At 73.7% G+C, this 17,983-nt stretch carries 13 protein-coding genes; 8 read left to right on the forward strand and 5 right to left on the reverse strand.

Features of this window, described 5'->3' with window-relative positions:
• The 3 genes from HTZ82_RS06660 to HTZ82_RS06670 form a co-directional block, all read left to right on the forward strand.
• A partial coding sequence (locus HTZ82_RS06660; RefSeq protein WP_175408352.1) for a (Fe-S)-binding protein occupies positions 1-814 on the forward strand: 814 nt, incomplete at its 5' end.
• A 142-nt stretch (positions 815-956) separates the two neighbouring features.
• Entirely contained in the window at positions 957-2,828 is a 1,872-nt protein-coding gene (locus tag HTZ82_RS06665) for an ABC transporter ATP-binding protein (RefSeq protein WP_175408377.1), read from the forward strand.
• Entirely contained in the window at positions 2,825-4,606 is a 1,782-nt protein-coding gene (locus HTZ82_RS06670) for an ABC transporter ATP-binding protein (protein ID WP_175408353.1), read from the forward strand. Before HTZ82_RS06665 ends, HTZ82_RS06670 begins: the two co-directional genes overlap by 4 nt.
• A 168-nt stretch (positions 4,607-4,774) precedes the next feature.
• On the opposite strand, the gene HTZ82_RS06675 is transcribed toward HTZ82_RS06670, so the two are convergent.
• The gene (locus tag HTZ82_RS06675; RefSeq protein WP_175408354.1) at positions 4,775-5,566 is read right to left on the reverse strand and encodes a metal-dependent hydrolase; all 792 of its coding nucleotides are present in this window, start codon (positions 5,564-5,566) and stop codon (positions 4,775-4,777) included.
• Positions 5,567-5,687: 121 nt separating this feature from the next.
• Here HTZ82_RS06675 and HTZ82_RS06680 point away from each other — a divergent pair, with 121 nt between their 5' ends.
• Together HTZ82_RS06680 and HTZ82_RS06685 are read left to right on the forward strand one after the other, a co-directional pair.
• Positions 5,688-8,201: an RNA helicase gene (locus HTZ82_RS06680; RefSeq protein WP_175408355.1), complete on the forward strand. Its 2,514-nt coding sequence runs from the start codon at positions 5,688-5,690 to the stop codon at positions 8,199-8,201.
• Between the two features lie 69 nt (positions 8,202-8,270).
• The gene (locus HTZ82_RS06685; RefSeq protein WP_175408356.1) at positions 8,271-9,146 is read left to right on the forward strand and encodes an acyl-CoA thioesterase II; all 876 of its coding nucleotides are present in this window, start codon (positions 8,271-8,273) and stop codon (positions 9,144-9,146) included.
• Between the two features lie 10 nt (positions 9,147-9,156).
• Here HTZ82_RS06685 and HTZ82_RS06690 read toward each other — a convergent pair whose 3' ends face one another.
• The 4 genes from HTZ82_RS06690 to HTZ82_RS06705 form a co-directional block, all read right to left on the reverse strand.
• Complete coding sequence (locus tag HTZ82_RS06690) at positions 9,157-9,375, reverse strand: DUF6011 domain-containing protein (protein WP_175408351.1); 219 nt, start codon at positions 9,373-9,375, stop codon at positions 9,157-9,159.
• Positions 9,376-9,506: 131 nt separating this feature from the next.
• Positions 9,507-11,810 carry an FtsX-like permease family protein gene (locus HTZ82_RS06695; protein WP_175408357.1) on the reverse strand — a complete coding sequence of 768 codons (2,304 nt, stop codon included), beginning with the start codon at positions 11,808-11,810 and terminating at the stop codon, positions 9,507-9,509.
• A gap of 5 nt (positions 11,811-11,815) precedes the next feature.
• Positions 11,816-12,568: an ABC transporter ATP-binding protein gene (locus HTZ82_RS06700; protein WP_217623746.1), complete on the reverse strand. Its 753-nt coding sequence runs from the start codon at positions 12,566-12,568 to the stop codon at positions 11,816-11,818.
• Positions 12,569-12,705: 137 nt separating this feature from the next.
• Positions 12,706-13,230: a PadR family transcriptional regulator gene (locus tag HTZ82_RS06705; RefSeq protein ID WP_175408358.1), complete on the reverse strand. Its 525-nt coding sequence runs from the start codon at positions 13,228-13,230 to the stop codon at positions 12,706-12,708.
• A 143-nt stretch (positions 13,231-13,373) separates the two neighbouring features.
• On the opposite strand from HTZ82_RS06705, the gene HTZ82_RS06710 reads away from it, so the two are divergent.
• The 3 genes from HTZ82_RS06710 (at position 13,374) to HTZ82_RS06720 (ending at position 17,977) form a co-directional block, all read left to right on the forward strand.
• Positions 13,374-14,657 carry an ABC transporter substrate-binding protein gene (locus HTZ82_RS06710; protein ID WP_175408359.1) on the forward strand — a complete coding sequence of 428 codons (1,284 nt, stop codon included), beginning with the start codon at positions 13,374-13,376 and terminating at the stop codon, positions 14,655-14,657.
• A 202-nt stretch (positions 14,658-14,859) separates the two neighbouring features.
• The gene (locus HTZ82_RS06715; protein ID WP_254711676.1) at positions 14,860-16,611 is read left to right on the forward strand and encodes a glycoside hydrolase family 13 protein; all 1,752 of its coding nucleotides are present in this window, start codon (positions 14,860-14,862) and stop codon (positions 16,609-16,611) included.
• 19 nt (positions 16,612-16,630) lie between these two features.
• Complete coding sequence (locus HTZ82_RS06720) at positions 16,631-17,977, forward strand: ABC transporter substrate-binding protein (protein ID WP_175408360.1); 1,347 nt, start codon at positions 16,631-16,633, stop codon at positions 17,975-17,977.
• The last annotated feature ends 6 nt before the right edge of the window (positions 17,978-17,983 follow it).

Consider the following 17,983-nt stretch of genomic DNA (forward strand, 5'->3'; position numbering starts at 1 on the left):
GCCCGACCTGGTCCCCGAGTGGCTGCCCGCGCTCCCCGGCGCGGCCGCCGCCGCGCTGCCCCGCACAGACCGGTCGGGCGCGGCCGCCGTGTACTACCCGGCCTGTGTGAACCGGATCTTCGGGGAGCCGGCCGGCCACCGGGGGCCGTCGCTGCCCGAGGCGGTGGTCGCGCTGTCGGCGCGGGCCGGGCTGCCCGTGTGGATCCCCGGCGACGTGCGGGGCACGTGCTGCGCGACCGTCTGGACGTCCAAGGGGTACGCGGCCGGGGCCGAGGTGATGGCGAACCGGATCGTGGAGGCCGCCTGGGGCTGGACCGGCGGGGGCGCGCTGCCGCTCGTCGTGGACGCCTCGTCGTGCGCGCTGGGTCTCGGCCGCGAGGTGGTGCCGTACCTGAGCGACCGCAACCGGGAGCTGCACGCCGAACTGACCGTCCTCGACTCGCCGGTGTGGGCCGCGGACCGGCTCCTCACCCGTTTGGCGGTACGGCGGACGGTCCGTTCCGCGGTCGTGCACCCCACCTGTTCGATGCGGCAGCTGGGCGACGAGGACCGGCTCGTGGCGCTCGCCGCGGCGTGCGCGGACGAGGTGGTCGTGCCGGACGACGCCGGGTGCTGCGCCTTCGCCGGGGACCGGGGCATGCTGCACCGCGAGTTGACGGAGTCGGCGACGGCGCGCGAAGCCGCCGAGGTGAGGGCCCGTACGTACGACGCGCATCTGTCGGCGAACCGTACGTGCGAGATCGGGATGCAGCACGCGACGGGCCGCCGTTACTGCTCGGTGCTGCTGGAACTGGAGCACGCGACGCGCCCCTGACGGCCTGTCGGCCTCCTCGCTCCCCGCGTACGGGGGATCTTGGCGAGTTGTGTGCGGCTCGGTGCGAAAACCGTTTGCCCCGGCCGGAGCGGAGGCGTGAACCTTGCACGTCTTGTTCTCCGCCCGCCTCCCCTGGGACGTCATGCAGATCCGTCATCTTCCGTACGCCGACCCCGGCGAACCCGACGTCCGCTCGGGCACCCGTTTCCTCGTCTGGCTGGGCCGCGAGCAGTGGGCCGGCCAGCTCGCCGCGCTCTGCTGGGGCCTGGTCCTGCAACTCGGCATCGCCGCACTGCCGCTGGGCGTCGGCCTGGCCGTGCAGGCCGTCGTCGACCGCTCCGGCAGCGGCCTGGCCGTGGCCGGCGGGGTGCTCGCCCTGCTGGGCGTGGTCGTCGCGGTCGGCGACATGATGCTGCACCGCACCGCCGTCACCAACTGGATCACCGCGGCCGCGCGGGTGCAGCAGCTGCTGGCCCGCAGGACCGCCGAGCTGGGTGCGGTGCTGACCCGGCGCGTGGCAGCGGGCGAGGTCGTCGCGGTGTCCACCGGTGACGTCGAGAAGATCGGCTGGTTCGTGGAGGCGATGTCCCGGTTCCTGGCGGCGGCGCTCACGCTGGTCGCCGTGTGCGTGGGCCTGGTGCTGTACCTGCCGGAGCTGGGCGCCGTCGTCGCGGTCGGCGTGCCGCTGCTGGCCCTGGCCCCGCTGCCGCTGCTGCCGCGGGCGACGCGGCGGGCGGACGCCCAGCGCGAGAAGGCGGGGCGGGCGACCGAGCTGGCGTCGGACACGGTCGCCGGGCTGCGTGTGCTGCGCGGCATCGGCGGCGAGGAACTGTTCCTGGACCGCTACCGGGCGGCGTCCCAGGAGGTGCGGGCCGCCGCCGTGCGCAGCGCCCGCTCGTGGGCGCTGATCGCCGCCGTGCAGGTCGTGCTGCCGGGACTGCTGATGATCGTGGTGGTCGTGTACGGGGCGCGGCTCGCGTTCGAGGGCCGGATCTCGGTCGGCGAGCTGGTGACGGTGTACGGCGCCGTGATGCTGACGCACCATCCGCTGCGCGGGTTCGAGGAGATCGCGATGGCGTACTCGTTCTCGCGCCCGTCGGCGAAGCGCGCGGCTCGGGTGCTCGCGCTGTCCCGTACGGAGCCGGTGGCCGCGACCGGGCAGGTGCCGGGCGGCGACCTGTACGACCCGGTGACCGGGCTGCTGGCGCCCGCCGGGTGTCTGACGGCCGTGGTGTGCGGCGACCCGGACGCGGCGGGGCGCCTGGCCGACCGGCTCGGCGGCCACCCGGCCGGGGCGGAGGCCGCCGGGCCGGAGGCGTCGGTGGTGCTGGGCGGCGTACCGCTGGACGGGCTGCCGCTGGACGTGGCCCGTACGGCGGTCCTGGTCCAGGACAAGGACCCCGTGCTGCTGTCCGGCACCCTCCGGGAGCTGCTGGACGTGCCGTCGTCCGGGGCCGTGAGCCCCGAGGACGCTCTGGCGGCCGCGCAGTGCGGCGACGTGCTGGACGCGCTGGCGCAGGCGTCGGCCGACCCGGGCGGCGACCCGATGCGGACGCCGATCACCGAGCGCGGCCGCTCGCTGTCGGGCGGTCAGCGGCAGCGGCTCGCCCTGGCCAGGTCCCTGGTGACCGACCCGGAGGTGCTGGTCCTGGACGAGCCGACGTCGGCCGTGGACTCGCACACCGAGGCCCGCGTCGCCGCGGGCGTCCGGAAGATCCGCGCGGGGCGTACGACGGTCGTTCTCGCGTCGTCGCCGCTGCTGCTCGACCTGGCCGACCGGGTGGTGCTGGTGCACGAGGGGCGCGCGGTGGCGGTCGGCACGCACCGCGAACTGCTCGGCGCAGAGCCCCGCTACCGGGCGGTCGTGTCCCGCGAACCCGCACTCGCCCATGAGTCCGCCGCCGAGCCCGTCCCAGCGCCCATGCCCGAGCCCGTCCTTGATCCCGCCGACAAGCCCGTCCCCGAGCCCATCTCCGAGCCCGCCGCGCTCGTCGACATCGAGGAGTCCGCATGATCGGCCTGGCGCCCCCGGAGTACGACCCGGCGGCCCCGCAGTCCGCGACGACCCTGCCCGTGGGCGCGCCCGGGACGGTACGGGCGTACGTGCGCGAGCTGCTGCGCCGCCACCGCCGGGCGTTCACGCTGCTCGTCGCCGTGAACGCGGTCGCGGTCGTCGCGTCGATGGCGGGCCCGTATCTGCTCGGCTCCCTGGTGCAGCGGCTCGCCGACGGGGCGCGCGAGCTGCACCTGGAGCGCACGCTGGCGCTGTTCGTGCTGGCCCTGGCCGTCCAGGCCGTGTTCGTACGGCTGGTGCGGCTGCGCGGGGCGATGCTCGGCGAGGAGACGCTGGCCGATCTGCGCGAGGACTTCCTGGTCCGGTCGGTGCGGCTGCCGCCGGGCGTGCTGGAACGGGCCGGGACCGGTGATCTGCTGTCCCGTGTCACCACCGACATCGACCGGCTGGCGGAGGCGATGCGGCAGGCCGTGCCGCAGCTCGCGGTCGGCGTGGTGTGGGCGGGGCTGCTGCTCGGCGGGATGGCGGTCGTCGCTCCCCCGCTGGCGCTCGCGGCCCTGGTGGCGGCGCCGCTGCTGGCGGTGGGCTGCCGCTGGTACTTCCGGCGGGCCCCTTCGGCGTACCGCTCGGAGGCCGCCGGGTACGCGGCGGTGGCCGCGGCGCTCGCCGAGACGGTGGACGCGGGCCGCACCGTCGAGTCGCACCGGCTGGGGGCGCGGCGGGTGGCCCTGTCGGAGCGGCGGATCGGGCAGTGGACGGCCTGGGAGCGTTACACGCTCTTCCTCCGCTCGGTGTTCCTGCCGGTGATCAGCCTCACCCACATGGTCGTGCTGGTGTCCGTGCTGCTCATCGGCGGCGTGCTCGTCCTGCACGGGCGGCTCGACGTGGGGCAGCTCACGACGGGGGCGCTGCTGGCGCAGATGCTGGTGGATCCCATCGGGATCATCCTGCGCTGGTACGACGAGCTCCAGGTCGCGCAGGTGTCGCTGGCCCGCCTGGTCGGAGTGCGGGAGGTGGAGCCGGACGCCGGTGACGGCGCCGTACGGCCCGAGGGGCGCGACGTACGGGCGGACGAGGTGCGGTTCGGCTACCGCGAGGGGGTGGACGTCCTGCACGCGGTGTCCCTGGCCGTGGCGCCCGGGACGCGGCTGGCCCTGGTGGGCCCGTCGGGCGCGGGAAAGTCGACGCTGGGGCGGCTGCTCGCCGGGATCTACGCGCCGCGCTCCGGGCAGGTCACGCTCGGGGCCGCGGAGCTTTCGCGGATGCCCGCCGAGCGGGTGCGGGAGCATGTCGCCCTGGTCAACCAGGAGCACCACGTCTTCGTGGGCTCCCTGCGCGACAACCTCCGGCTCGCGCGGGCCGGGGCGGGCGACGGGGAGCTGTGGGCGGCGCTGCACGCGGTGGGCGCCGACGCGTGGGTGCGGCCGCTGCCCGAGGGCCTGGACACGGAGGTGGGGTCGGGCGCCCGGACGCTGTCCCCGGCGCAGGCGCAGCAGGTGGCGCTGGCCCGGCTGGTCCTCGCGGACCCGCACACGCTGGTCCTGGACGAGGCGACGTCGCTGCTCGACCCGCGGGCGGCCCGCCATCTGGAGCGGTCCCTCGCCCGGGTGCTGGAGGGGCGGACGGTCGTGGCGATCGCGCACCGGCTGCACACGGCGCACGACGCGGATCTGATCGCGGTGGTGGAGGGCGGCCGGATCAGCGAGCTGGGCAGCCATGACGCGCTGGTCGCGGCGGACGGTGCGTACGCGGCGCTGTGGCGGTCCTGGCACGGCTGACCGCCGGAGCCGAGCCGGAGCCGACGCCCACCGCCGGAGCCGACGCCCACCGCCGGAGCGACGCCCACCGCCGGAGCGACGCCCACCGCCGGAGCGACGCCCACCGCCGAGGCCGACCGACAGGCCCCGCGGGTTCTGATGCGGCATCAGAAACCGCGGGCCCGTGCCTCACACCAGATTGAGGGCCACCACGCCGCCCGCGCCGCCGAGCACCATGAACACCGGCATCAGCACCCGCACCTCGACCCAGCTGCCCGCCTTGAAGCGCAGCGCCTTCGGCGGCCCGAGCGGGTACCAGCGCTTGCGGCCGATCGGGATGGGCCACAGGATCGGGCAGCCCGACACGGTCAGGGCGTCTCCGATGTCGTGCACCAGCGCGCCCAGCACGATGGGCAGGCCCAGCCACAGGTACTCCTGGCCCGGCGCGTCGAACAGCCAGTTCGCGCCGTTCCCCGGCTGGTCCAGGACGCCCGCGAGGATCCACGCGCTGGTCGCGCCGAGCAGCCACACCAGGACGTCGCTCGACACCCGGGCCGCCCGCCACAGCAGGCCCTCGACGGCCAGCACGAGGTGGACGAACAGGATCGCGAGGACGGCCCAGCGGCCGCCCGCCACGGCGATCCCGGAGGCGCCCGCGCCGATCAGCACCGCCCACACCCAGGTGTGCGTGAGCGTCCGGTGGCCGCCGCTCCTGCGCGGGTCGGCGGGCTTCCGGGTCGCCTTGTACACGGCGTACGAGAGCTTGTCGACGACCTCGCACAGCCAGCGCGACAGGGGTCCGAAGGCGCGCGAGATCGTCGCCGACTTGTGGTCCAGGTCGGGGGCGAGGGCCGCTCCCGCGCAGATCAGCGCGCCGACAACGAGCACCGGCCACGGCATGGCGTGGCCGGCGGCCGCGGTCGCGGCGCCCACCCCCAGCCAGGCTGCCGCCCCGGAGAGAGAGTGCGCCGGTCCCATCATGTGCGTGTCCGCCCCAGTGTTCGTGTGGTGTGGCCGAGTTGACGGCACAGGGTACCGTCCGTGATCTTCACGCGGACGGCCGGTTCCCGGTTCGTGACGTAAGCCAGGCAAGATGGAGTGCGTGACCCTTATCGATCAGCTCCCGCGGACCGCCGACCCCGATGACCTCTTCGAGGCCTTCTCGTCCTGGGCGGAGGGCCGGGGCATCAGCCTCTACCCGGCCCAGGAGGAGGCGCTGATCGAAGTGGTCTCGGGCGCCAACGTGATCCTCTCCACGCCCACCGGCTCGGGAAAGAGCCTGGTCGCGGCGGGTGCGCACTTCACGGCGCTGGCCAACGACCAGGTCACGTTCTACACGGCGCCGATCAAGGCGCTGGTGTCCGAGAAGTTCTTCGACCTGTGCAAGCTGTTCGGCACCGAGAACGTCGGCATGCTCACCGGTGACGCGTCCGTGAACGCGGACGCGCCGGTGATCTGCTGCACGGCGGAGGTGCTGGCGTCGATCGCGCTGCGCGACGGCAGGCACGCCGACATCGGCCAGGTCGTGATGGACGAGTTCCACTTCTACGCGGAGCCGGACCGCGGCTGGGCCTGGCAGATCCCGCTCCTGGAACTCCCGCAGGCGCAGTTCGTCCTCATGTCGGCGACGCTCGGCGACGTGTCGATGTTCGAGAAGGACCTGACCCGGCGCACCGGCCGTCCCACCGCGGTGGTCCGCTCGGCGACGCGGCCGGTCCCGCTCTCGTACGAGTACGAGCTCACGCCCATCACCGAGACGCTGACCGAGCTGCTGGAGACCAAGCAGGCGCCGGTCTACATCGTCCACTTCACCCAGGCGCAGGCCGTGGAGCGCGCGCAGTCGCTGATGAGCATCAACATGTGCACGCGCGAGGAGAAGGACCAGATCGCGGAGCTGATCGGCAACTTCCGCTTCACCACCAAGTTCGGCCGCAACCTGTCCCGTTACGTCCGGCACGGTATCGGTGTGCACCACGCCGGCATGCTGCCGAAGTACCGGCGCCTGGTGGAGAAGCTGGCGCAGGCGGGCCTGCTGAAGGTGATCTGCGGTACGGACACACTCGGCGTCGGGGTCAACGTCCCCATCCGTACGGTGCTGTTCACGGCGCTCACGAAGTACGACGGGAACCGGGTGCGGACGCTGCGTGCCCGTGAGTTCCACCAGATCGCGGGCCGCGCGGGGCGGGCCGGCTTCGACACGGCCGGTTTCGTGGTGGCGCAGGCTCCCGAGCACGTCATCGAGAACGAGAAGGCACTCGCCAAGGCGGGCGACGATCCGAAGAAGCGCCGCAAGGTGGTCCGCAAGAAGGCCCCGGAGGGCTTCGTCAACTGGTCGGAGAACACCTTCGAGAAGCTGATCGCCTCCGAGCCGGAGCCGCTGACGTCCCGCTTCCGGGTCACGCACACCATGCTGCTGTCGGTGATCGCCCGGCCCGGCGACGCCTTCCAGGCGATGCGGAGCCTGCTGGAGGACAACCACGAGCCGCGCAAGAACCAGTTGCGGCACATCCGCCGGGCCATCGCCATCTACCGTTCGCTGCTGGACGGCGGTGTGGTGGAGCAGCTTGCCGAGCCGGACGCGGAGGGCCGTACGATCCGGCTCACCGTCGACCTCCAGCAGGACTTCGCGCTGAACCAGCCGCTGTCGACGTTCGCCCTGGCGGCATACGACCTGCTCGACCCGGAGTCCCCGTCGTACGCGCTGGACATGGTCTCGGTCGTCGAGTCGACGCTGGACGACCCGCGCCAGATCCTCGCCGCGCAGCAGAACAAGGCGCGCGGGGAGGCCGTCGCCGCGATGAAGGCGGACGGCGTCGAGTACGAGGAGCGCATGGAGCGGCTCCAGGACGTGTCGTACCCGAAGCCGCTCGACGAGCTGCTGTGGCACGCGTACAACACGTACAAGAAGTCCCACCCGTGGGTCGGTGACCACCCGGTGTCGCCGAAGTCGGTGATCCGCGACATGTACGAGCGGGCGCTGACCTTCACCGAGTTCACGTCGTTCTACGAGCTGGCGCGGACCGAGGGCATCGTGCTGCGCTATCTGGCGAGCGCGTACAAGGCGCTCGACCACACCATCCCGGACGATCTGAAGACGGAGGACCTGGAGGACCTGATCGCCTGGCTGGGCGAGATGGTGCGCCAGGTGGACTCCAGTCTCCTGGACGAGTGGGAGCAGCTCGCCAACCCGGAGGTGGAGACCGCGGAGGAGGCGCAGGAGAAGGCCGACCAGGTCAAGCCGGTCACGGCGAACGCCCGCGCCTTCCGCGTGCTCGTACGGAACGCGATGTTCCGGCGGGTGGAGCTGGCGGCGCTCGACAACGTCGACGAGCTGGGCGAGCTGGACGCGGAGTCCGGGTGGGACGCGGACGCGTGGGGCGAGGCGATGGACAAGTACTGGGACGAGTACGAGGACCTGGGCACGGGCCCGGACGCGCGCGGCCCGAAGCTGCTGTCCATCGAGGAGGACCCCGACCACGGTCTGTGGCGCGTCCGCCAGACGTTCGCGGACCCGAACGGCGACCATGACTGGGGCATCAGCGCGGAGGTGGACCTGGCAGCCTCGGACGAGGAGGGCCGCGCGGTCGTCCGCGTGACGGACGTGGGCCCGTTCTGACCCGTCGCGGGCGTCCGCCCCGTCGCGGGAAGGGGCCCGTTCCGACAACCGGAGACCGGAGGACGACGTATGACGACCAACCCCGCCGAGCGGCTAGTCGACCTGCTCGACCTGGAGCAGATCGAGGTCGACATCTTCCGCGGCCTCAGCCCCCAGGAGTCGCTGCAGCGGGTCTTCGGCGGGCAGGTCGCCGGGCAGGCCCTGGTCGCGGCGGGCCGCACCACCGGGGGCGACCGGCCGGTGCACTCGCTGCACGCGTACTTCCTGCGCCCGGGCATCCCGGGGGTGCCGATCGTGTACCAGGTGGAGCGGGTGCGGGACGGCCGGTCGTTCACCACGCGGCGGGTGACCGCGATCCAGCGCGGCAGGACGATCTTCAACCTGACGGCGTCCTTCCACCAGCCGGAGGAGCCGGGCTTCGAGCACCAGCTGCCGCCCCGTCTGGACTTCCCGCCGCCGGAGGACCTGCCGTCGGTCGCGGATGAGGTGCGCGAGCACCTGGGCACGCTGCCGGAGACGATGGAGCGGATGGCGCGGCGCATGCCGTTCGACATCCGGTACGTCGACCGGCTGCGCTGGACCGCGGATGAGGTCAAGGAGGCCGATCCGCGCAGCGCGGTGTGGATGCGGGCGGTGGGGCCGCTGGGCGACGACCCGCTGGTCCACACGTGCGCGCTGACCTACGCCTCGGACATGACCCTGCTGGACGCGGTCCGCATCCCGGTGGAGCCGCTGTGGGGGCCGCGGGGCTTCGACATGGCGTCGCTGGACCACGCGATGTGGTTCCACCGGCCGTTCCGTACGGACGAGTGGTTCCTGTACGACCAGGAGTCGCCCATCGCGACGGGCGGCCGCGGGCTGGCCCGGGGCCGGATCTACGACCGGGACGGCCGGCTGCTGGTATCGGTGGTGCAGGAGGGGCTGTTCCGCCGCCTGAAGCCGTGACGGCCGGTCGTCAGAGGCCCGGCAGGGGCTCCTGGTCCACCTCATGGCGCCGCGCCCGGACATCGGCCCGCGCCGGGTGGAGCTTCGCGTCGCAGGACGGGCCCAGGCCGCTGCGGCGTGAGGCGCGGCCCGTGAGGGGCCGCCCGCACAGGCGGCACCACATGCGGCGCAGCGCCGGATCCTCGGTGGTCTCGGGGTCGGCGCCCGGCAGGGCGGCATGGTCGGTCATGTGACCCTGTCTACCCGGTCGGCGGCGGGCCGGCCCGGTCGGGGTCGTCCCCGCCCCTGGCCGGCCGGCCGGAACGGCGGGGACACGTCCGTCATGAGGGCGGCGCACAGCGGGCGCGGGTGGCGCCCGTTTCAGGCCACCGCGCTGAGCGTGTCCGCGAGCCTGCGCCGGCCGGCGCGGGCGGCGGGGACGGTGGCCAGGGCGGCCGCGCCCAGGACGGCGCCCGTGACGAGGGCGAGGAGCTGGGCGGCGGACGGGCCGTGGGCGATGCCGGCGCCCATGCCGCTGGTGTGCCCCTGGTGGTCGATGAGCCACCGCGCCAGCGGTACGCCCAGGGCGGTGCCCGCGGCTGCGGCGGCGAGGGCGGTGGCACCGACAGCGGTCACGGTGACGGCGGTGATCTCGCGGGGCGACAGCCCCATGGCCTTGAGGGCGAGCAGGTCCCGCTCCCCGTCCCGTACGGTGCCGCCGATCGCCGTGGACACCTCGGTCAGGCCGATCAGCGCGAGGACGGCGATCAGCCCGGCGACCACACCGCGCAGCGAGGACAGCCGGTCGGCGGGCCCGGACACGACGTGGATGTCCAGGCGGCCCGCCGCGGCGTCGGCCAGTTCGGCGCGTACGGCCTGCGGGTCGGCGCCGGGGCGGAGCCGTACGTGGTAGAGGGTCGGCTCCAGGGCTGGATCGTTCTCGCGGAGGGTGTCCAGGGATGTGGAGACGACCCGGCCGCCGTTCTCGGGTTCGATGCTGCGGCCGACGATGTGCAGGATCTGGGGGTGTCCGGCGACGGTGAGCCGCACCCAGTCCCCCACCCGGACGTTCAGGAGGTCGAGCAGGCCCTGTCCGGCGACGGCCTCGTCCGCGCCGTGCGCGGGGCGGCCCTCGACGACCGAGTACGGATAGGGGTCCTGGCGCGTGCCGAGGCCGCGCAGCGCGATGGTGCCCGTCTGGCCGGGGACGAGCGCCGCGACCTCCAGGCCCCGGTGGGCGGCGACCACGTCGGGGCTGCGCTGGAGGAGGGCTCGGGCCTCCCGGTCGCCGACGCCCTCGGCGGGGCGCGCGGTGAGCGCGGCGGGCAGGCCGAGCCGCTCGGGGCGGGAGTCGAAGCGTTCGATGGTGGTCCAGGCGCCGAGCGCCACAGTGATCAGCAGCAGCGGCAGTGCGAGCCGGGCGACGGTGGCGGGCGTGTGGCGGCCCCGGCCGAAGGCCCGGTGCCAGCCGAGGACGAGGGCGGCGGGCACGCCCCGCAGGGCGAGGGCCTGCCGGGCGGCGGCCGACAGTCCGCGCCCGCCCGCCTGCGCCCCGGCGGGTACGGCGGGTACGGGCGGGACCCGGCCCGCCCGCCAGGCGGCGAGGCCGGTGGCGGCGCCGATGAGGACGACCACGGCGGCGGGTATGCCGAGCAGGGCGGCGGTGTGGCCGGGCAGCCCCTGCCACACGCCGACCGCGTCACCGAGCCGGCCGGGTATGTGCCGGCCCAGGCCCTGGGTGAGCGCGGTGGCGAGGGCGGCGCCGAGTGCCGCGTACGCCAGGTGCTGGGCGAGGAAGACCCGGACGACCTGGCCGGGCGTGAAGCCGATGGCCTTGAGCACGGAGATGTCGCGGAGGTGGCCGCGTACGCGCGTGCTGATGGCGCCGAACACGGCGAGCGCGGCGGCGGCGAGCGCCCCGAGCCCGAACACGCCGAGGACCTGGCCGATGAGCCGCGTGTCGCCCTGGGCGTCGGCGCGTGCCTGCTGCCAGGGCGTGACGTCGGTGACGGCGCCCGCGCCGAGCGTGGTGACGGCGCGCTGGACGGCGTACTCGGTGTCGTCGCCGTCGGTGAGACGGAGCCCGGTGACCCGGCCGGGCAGCCCGGGTGTCGCGCGTACGGCGCCGGCGGGCGCCCATACGGTGCCGGGGCGCTCGCCGGGGTCGTACCGGGGTTCGGCGGTGTCGGCGACGCCGAGGACGGTGAGGGTGCGGGGTTCGGGGCCGGGGAGTGTGAGGGTGTCGCCGGGTTCGGCGACGAGGGCGGCGGCGAGGCCGCTGTCGAGGACGACGCCGTCGGGGACGGCCGGGTCCAGCCAGCGGCCTTCGGTGATCAGCGGGCGGCCGGTGGCGGGCGGGGTCGCGGGGGCCGCGCGCAGTTCGACGGCGGCGCGGGCGCCGCGCGAGGCGACGCTGGTGACGACGGTGTCGTACGGTCCGGCGAGCGTGGCGACGCCGTCGAGCGACGCGAGCCGGCCGGGGTCGGCCGTGCGCGCGGTGTGGATCCAGACGTGGGCGCCGTTCGATTGCGTGAAGAGCCGCTGCCAGGGGTTGGTGGCGTACCCGAACAGGGCGGCGGCGAGGAGCAGCGAGGCGACGATGCCGGCGGTGGCGGAGACCAGGAACAGCGCTTCGCCGCGGTGGGTCCGCGAGGAGGCGTGCGCCCAGCGCAGCATGGCCCGCACGGCGGTCAGTCCTTCAGCTCGACGACGCGGCGGGCGGTGCCGGACGTCCGGGCGCGGGCCCGGCCGTCGGCGGCGGGGGTGGCGCCGAGGCGGGCGTCGTCGGTGATCCGGCCGTCGAAGAAGCTGATGACGCGGTCGGCGGCGCTGGCGAGCCGGGCGTCGTGGGTGACGAGGACGATGGTCTGGCCGTGCTGGTGGAAGCGGGCCAGGAGCCGCATGACCTCGCGGGTGCCCTTGCTGTCGAGGCTGCCCGCGGGTTCGTCGGCGAGGAGCAGCCGGGGGTGGTTGACGAGGGCGCGGGCGAGGGCGACGCGCTGCTGTTCGCCGCCGGACAGCTCGCCGGGCATGCTGCGGGCCTTGCCGTCGAGGCCGAGTTCGGCGAGGAGCTTCTCGCGCTCGGCGCGTGCCTGCTTGGGTGTGGCTCCGGCGAGCAGGGCGGGCAGCTCGACGTTGTCGGCGACGGTGAGGTTCGAGACCAGGTTGAAGAACTGGAAGACGATGCCGATGCGGCGGCGCCGCTCGACCGCCCAGCGGGCCTCGCTGTACGAGGCGGTGGACTCGCCGTCGAGGGTGATCGTGCCGCTGTCGGGGCGCTGGAGGCCGCCGAGGAGGTGGAGGAGCGTGGACTTGCCGGCGCCGGAGGGGCCGGTGACGGCGACGAACTCGCCGTGCCGGACGGTCAGGTCGACGCCGCGTACGGCGTGGACGGGGCCGCCTTCGCCGTGGTGGGTCTTGACGAGGCCCTCCGCCCGGAGCAGGGGTATGCCGTCGCGGTCGTCCGCCGCGGGCGCGGGGTCGGGGCGGCCTGGCCCGGATGCGGGGGCCGAGGCGGGCGCGGGGGCCGAGGCGGGCGCGGGGGCCGAGGCGGGCGCGGGGTCGGGGCGGTCCGTGGCGCTCATCGTCGCTCCTCCAGCTCTTCGATCTCCTCCTGACAGCGCTCCAGCCAGTCCAGGTCGGCCTGGAGGTGCAGCATCGCCCCCTCGATGAGGAGGTGCGCCGTCCGGTTGTCCCGGTTCTCGGTGGCGGCCAGCTTGGACAGGGTGCGCATGGTGTTGAGGTACTCGCGTCGCTGCTTGTTGATGAGGGTGATCTGGTCCGCGAGGCCGGTGCGGGGGGCGAGGGCGAGCTTCATGAAGAACTCGTCCCGGACCCGCGGCTCGTCCGCGGTGTCCTCGAACCAGGCGCGCAGTGCCTCCTGCCCGGCGGCGGTGAGGCGGTAGATCTTCTTGTTGGGCCGGCTCGACTGGGCGACTTCCTCGCCCTCGATGAGTCCCGACTTCTCCAGCCGGCCGAGGGTCACGTAGATCTGGCCGACGTTGGGCTGAGGGTACGCGGCACCCAACAGTTGCTCAAGCTCCTGCTTGAGCTCGTAGCCGTGCGCGGGCCCGTCGGCGAGGAGAGCGAGGAGCTGCATACGCACTCGGGGGGCTCTCCTTCGGTCGCGATCCGGGATCGATGTGCTCTGCGCCCTAGTATCGCCCAATGCCTAACAGGTATACATGCCCCTGACCTGACGACGCTGTCCGGTGCCGGTGCTGACGCCGGTGCTCCAGGGAGGAACCTATGCGGTGGACGCGTGCCGCGGGTAGGGGACTCCTCGTCGCGGTGCTGCTGCTCGTGGGCTCCGTCGCGTCCGGCGTCCCCGGCGACGGCGGGCGGCGGGACGCGGGGCGCGGCCCGGTGACGCTGGCGACGGCCGGTGACCTCACCGGTTATCTGGGCGCCCTGCTGGACGACTGGAACCGGGCGCGGCCCGGCGAGAAGGTCACGCTCGTGGAGCTGCCGGACTCGGCGGACGAGACCCGGGCGCAGATGATCACGGACCTGCGGTCGCGGGAGAACCGTTTCGACGTCCTCAACATCGATGTGGCGTGGACGTCGGAGTTCGCCGCGGCCGGGTGGATCGCGCCGCTGGAGGGGCGGCGGTTCCCGCTGGACGCCTTCCTGCCGCCGGTCGTGGACACGGCGACGTACGACGGGCGGCTGTACGCCGTCCCGTACGTGACGAACGCGGGCATGCTGTTCTACCGCGCCGACCTGCTGGCGGCGGAGGGCGAGCGGCCGCCGCGCACCTGGGCGGAGCTGGAGCGGCAGGCGCGGACGGTCGCGCCGAAGCACGGCGTGGGCGGCTACGCGGGGCAGTTCCTGCCGTACGAGGGCCTCACGGTGAACGCCGCCGAGGCGGTGTACTCGGCGGGCGGGGCGATCCTGGGCGGTGAGGACGGGCGGCGGGTCGCCGTGGACTCGGCGGCGGCGCGGTCCGGGGTCGGGTTCCTGGCGCGCGGGGTGCGCGAGGGGTGGATCCCGCGTGAGGCGCTCGCGTTCACGGAGGAGGAGTCCCGGCAGGCGTTCCAGGACGGCCGGCTGCTCTTCCTGCGGAACTGGCCGTACGCCTGGGCGGGCGCGTCCGGGCCCGGGTCGAAGGTCGCGGGCCGGTTCGGCGCGGTGCCGCTGCCGGGGCCCGAGGGGCCGGGCACGAGCGTGCTGGGCGGGTCGAACCTGGCGGTGAGCAGCGGGGCGCGGCATCCTGAGACGGCGGCCGATCTGCTCGCGTATCTGACGAGCGACGCCGTGCAGCGCAGGGTGCTGACGGAGGGCGCGCTGCCGCCCGTACGCGCGGGGCTGTACGAGAACGAGGCGCTGGTGCGGCGGTTCCCGTACCTGCCGGCGCTGCGCGAGAGCGTGCTGGCGGCCCGGCCGCGCCCGAAGAGCCCCCGGTACGACCAGGTGAGCCTGGCCGTGCAGGCGGTCGTGCACGACGCGATGGCGCAGCGGCAGTCGCCGGAGGCCGCGGTGCGGCGGCTGGCGGACGAGCTGGCCGCGATCGCGGCGCGCGACGGCCGCTGACGATCCGCCGACGGAGCCAACCCCCGGATACCTAACAGGTAGGTAACCGGGGGTTGGTTTTTTCCGCATCTCCGGGTGGACAAACCGGGATATTCTCCAGTAACTCCCCAGTGTTTATTACCTCGTCATTGACACCAGGTGAACCGGCCTACCTAACATGCATGCATAACAACCCGCACGCAGAAACGCAGGTCAACGGGTGATGCTCACAGCTCCGGCCGGCGACGGCCTCTCGCACCGCCTCCCACACCGCCTCACACACAGCGCTCCGCAACCCTGGTGGCGCGACGCGGTGATCTACCAGGTGTACGTCCGCAGCTTCCTGGACAGCACCGGCGACGGGATCGGCGATCTCGCCGGCGTCCGCGCCGGTCTGCCGTACCTCAAGAAGCTGGGCGTGGACGGCGTCTGGCTGAGCCCCTTCTACCCGTCGCCGCAGCACGACCACGGCTACGACGTCGCGGACTACCGCGAGGTCGACCCGGTCTACGGCGACCTCGACGAGTTCGGGCGGCTGGTGGACGACGCGCACCGGCTCGGGATCAAGGTGCTGCTCGACATCGTCCCGAACCACTGCTCCAGCGAGCACGCGTGGTTCCGCGAGGCGCTCGCGGACGGCCCGGGCGGCGAGGCCCGCGCGCGGTTCCACTTCGCGGAGGGCCGGGGGCCGGGCGGTGACGTGCCGCCGAACAACTGGCACGCGATGTTCGGCGGGCCCGCCTGGAGCCGGGTCACCGAGGCGGACGGCACGCCGGGCCAGTGGTACCTGCACATGTTCACGCCCGAGCAGCCGGACCTGAACTGGCGCAACCCCGAGGTCGCCGCCCACTTCGACGAGGTGCTCAGATTCTGGCTCGACCGGGGTGTGGACGGCTTCCGGATCGACGTGGCCGCCGGGCTGTTCAAGCACCCGGACCTGCCGGACTCCCCCGATCCGGAGGCCGATGCCCGGACCCGCGACTCGGTCAACCCGCTCGCCTGGAACCGGCCCGAGGTGCACGACGTGTGGCGCCAGTGGCGCAAGGTGTGCGAGGAGTACACGGCACGGGACGGCCGCGAGCGGCTGCTGGTCGGCGAGGTGTCCGTACCGACCGCCCGTGAGCACGCCCTGTACGTCCGGCCGGACGAACTGCACCAGGCGTTCTTCTTCGACCTGCTGAGCGCGCCCTGGGACGCGACCGCGTTCCGGGACGTCATCGACGAGGCGCTGCGGGACATCGCGGGGACCGGCTCCAGCGTCACGTGGGTGCTCAACAACCACGACCAGGTGCGGACGGTCACGCGGTACGGCGAGTCCGGCACCGAGGGCAGCGGACTCGGCGCGGCCCGCGCCCGGGCGGCCGCGCTGCTGATGCTGGCGCTGCCGGGCGCCGCGTACATCTACCAGGGCGAGGAGCTGGGCCTGCCGGAGGTCGTCGACCTGCCGGACGAGGTGCTCACGGACCCGATCTTCCGCCGTACCGGGAGCCGGGCACGGATCCGCGACGGCTGCCGTGTGCCGCTCCCCTGGTCCGGGCACGCCTCGCCGTTCGGATTCAGCGCCGGCGCCGAGGGGGTCAGGCCGTGGCTGCCGCAGCCCGGCTGGTTCGCGGAGCACGCCTTCGACCGGGCGCTCGCCGACACCCGCTCGTTCTGGCACCTGTACCGCGAGGGCCTGCAACTACGGCACGGGCTGCCCCAGTTGGGCGAGGGCACGCTGCGGTGGCTGGACGCGCCGCCGGGCGTGCTGGCCTTCGAGCGCGGTGACGGACTGGTGTGCGCCGTGAACTTCACCACCGCGCCCGTGCCCGCCCCCGTACCGGGCACGCCGCTGCTGGCGAGCGGCACCTGCCCGCCCGGCGCGCTGCCCGGCTCCACGGCCGCCTGGTGGATCACCGGCACCGACGGGCCCACCGCTTCCCCTTCCACTCGCACCGCTCCCGCCACTCCCACCACTCCCACCACCCACCCGTAGCACCGAAAGAGGTACGAAGATGACGAGACGACGCTTCACGACGACGGCGTGCTGCTCCGCCCTCACGGTCGCCCTGGCGCTCGGCGCCACGGCCTGCGGGGGCGACCCGGTGGGCACGGCGAGCAACGGCGACTCCTCCCTGTCGGGCCAGACCCTGACGGTGGCCGGGGTCTGGTCGGGCGCCGAGCAGAAGAACTTCCAGAAGGTGCTGGACGCGTTCACCGAGAAGACCGGCGCGCAGACCCGTTTCGTGTCGACCGGTGACAACGTCTCCACGGTCGTCGGCAGCAAGATCGAGGGCGGCAACGCGCCCGACGTGGTGATGGTCCCGCAGGTCGGCGTGCTCCAGCAGTTCGCCGAGCAGAAGTGGCTGAAGCCGCTGTCGAAGGCCACGGAGCAGTCCGTCGACACCAACTACGCCCCGGTGTGGAAGAGTTACGGCTCCGTCGACGGCACCCTGTACGGCCTGTACTTCAAGGCGTCCAACAAGTCGACCGTCTGGTACAGCCCCGAGGCCCTGAACACGGCCGGTGTGCAGCTCCCGAAGACGTACGACGAGCTGCTCACCGCAGGCCGCACCGTCGCCGACTCGGGCCTCCCCGCCTTCGCCGTGGCCGGCGAGGACGGCTGGACGCTCACCGACTGGTTCGAGAACATCTACCTCTCGCAGGCCGGCCCGCAGAAGTACGACCAGCTCGCCAAGCACCAGATCAAGTGGACGGACCCGAGCGTCGTCGAGGCGCTGAAGACGCTGTCCCGGCTGTTCTCGGACGACAAGCTGCTGGCCGGCGGCAAGAAGGGCGCCCTCGCCACGGACTTCCCCGGCTCCGTCGAGAAGGTCTTCGGCCCGAAGCCCGAGGCGGGGATGGTGTACGAGGGCGACTTCGTCGCCGGTGTCGCGAAGGACGAGTTCGGGCGCAAGATCGGCGAGGACGCGAAGTTCTTCCCGTTCCCGCGGGTCGGCACGGGTGAGGCCCCGGTGGTGAGCGGCGGCGACGCGGCGGTCGTGCTGAAGGACGGCAAGAACCAGGAGGCCGCGATGGCGTTCCTGGAGTACCTGGCGACGCCGGAGGCGGCGGCCGTGTGGGCGGCCGAGGGCGGCTTCATCTCCCCGAACAAGGCCCTCGACCTCGGCGCGTACGCCGACCCGACGCTGCGCGCCACCGCCCAGTCGCTGATCGACGCCGGGGACACGGTCCGCTTCGACATGTCGGACCAGGCCCCGGCGGCGTTCGGCGGCACCAAGGGCGCGGGCGAGTGGAAGCTCCTGCAGGACTTCCTGCGCGACCCGTCGGACCCGGCCGCCACGGCGGCGGCGCTGGAGGCGGCCGCGGCCAAGGCGTACAGCACCGCGAACCAGGGCTGAGGCGGC

This window comes from Streptomyces sp. TRM64462, assembly GCF_013362995.1.
Classification (GTDB): Bacteria; Actinomycetota; Actinomycetes; order Streptomycetales; family Streptomycetaceae; genus Streptomyces.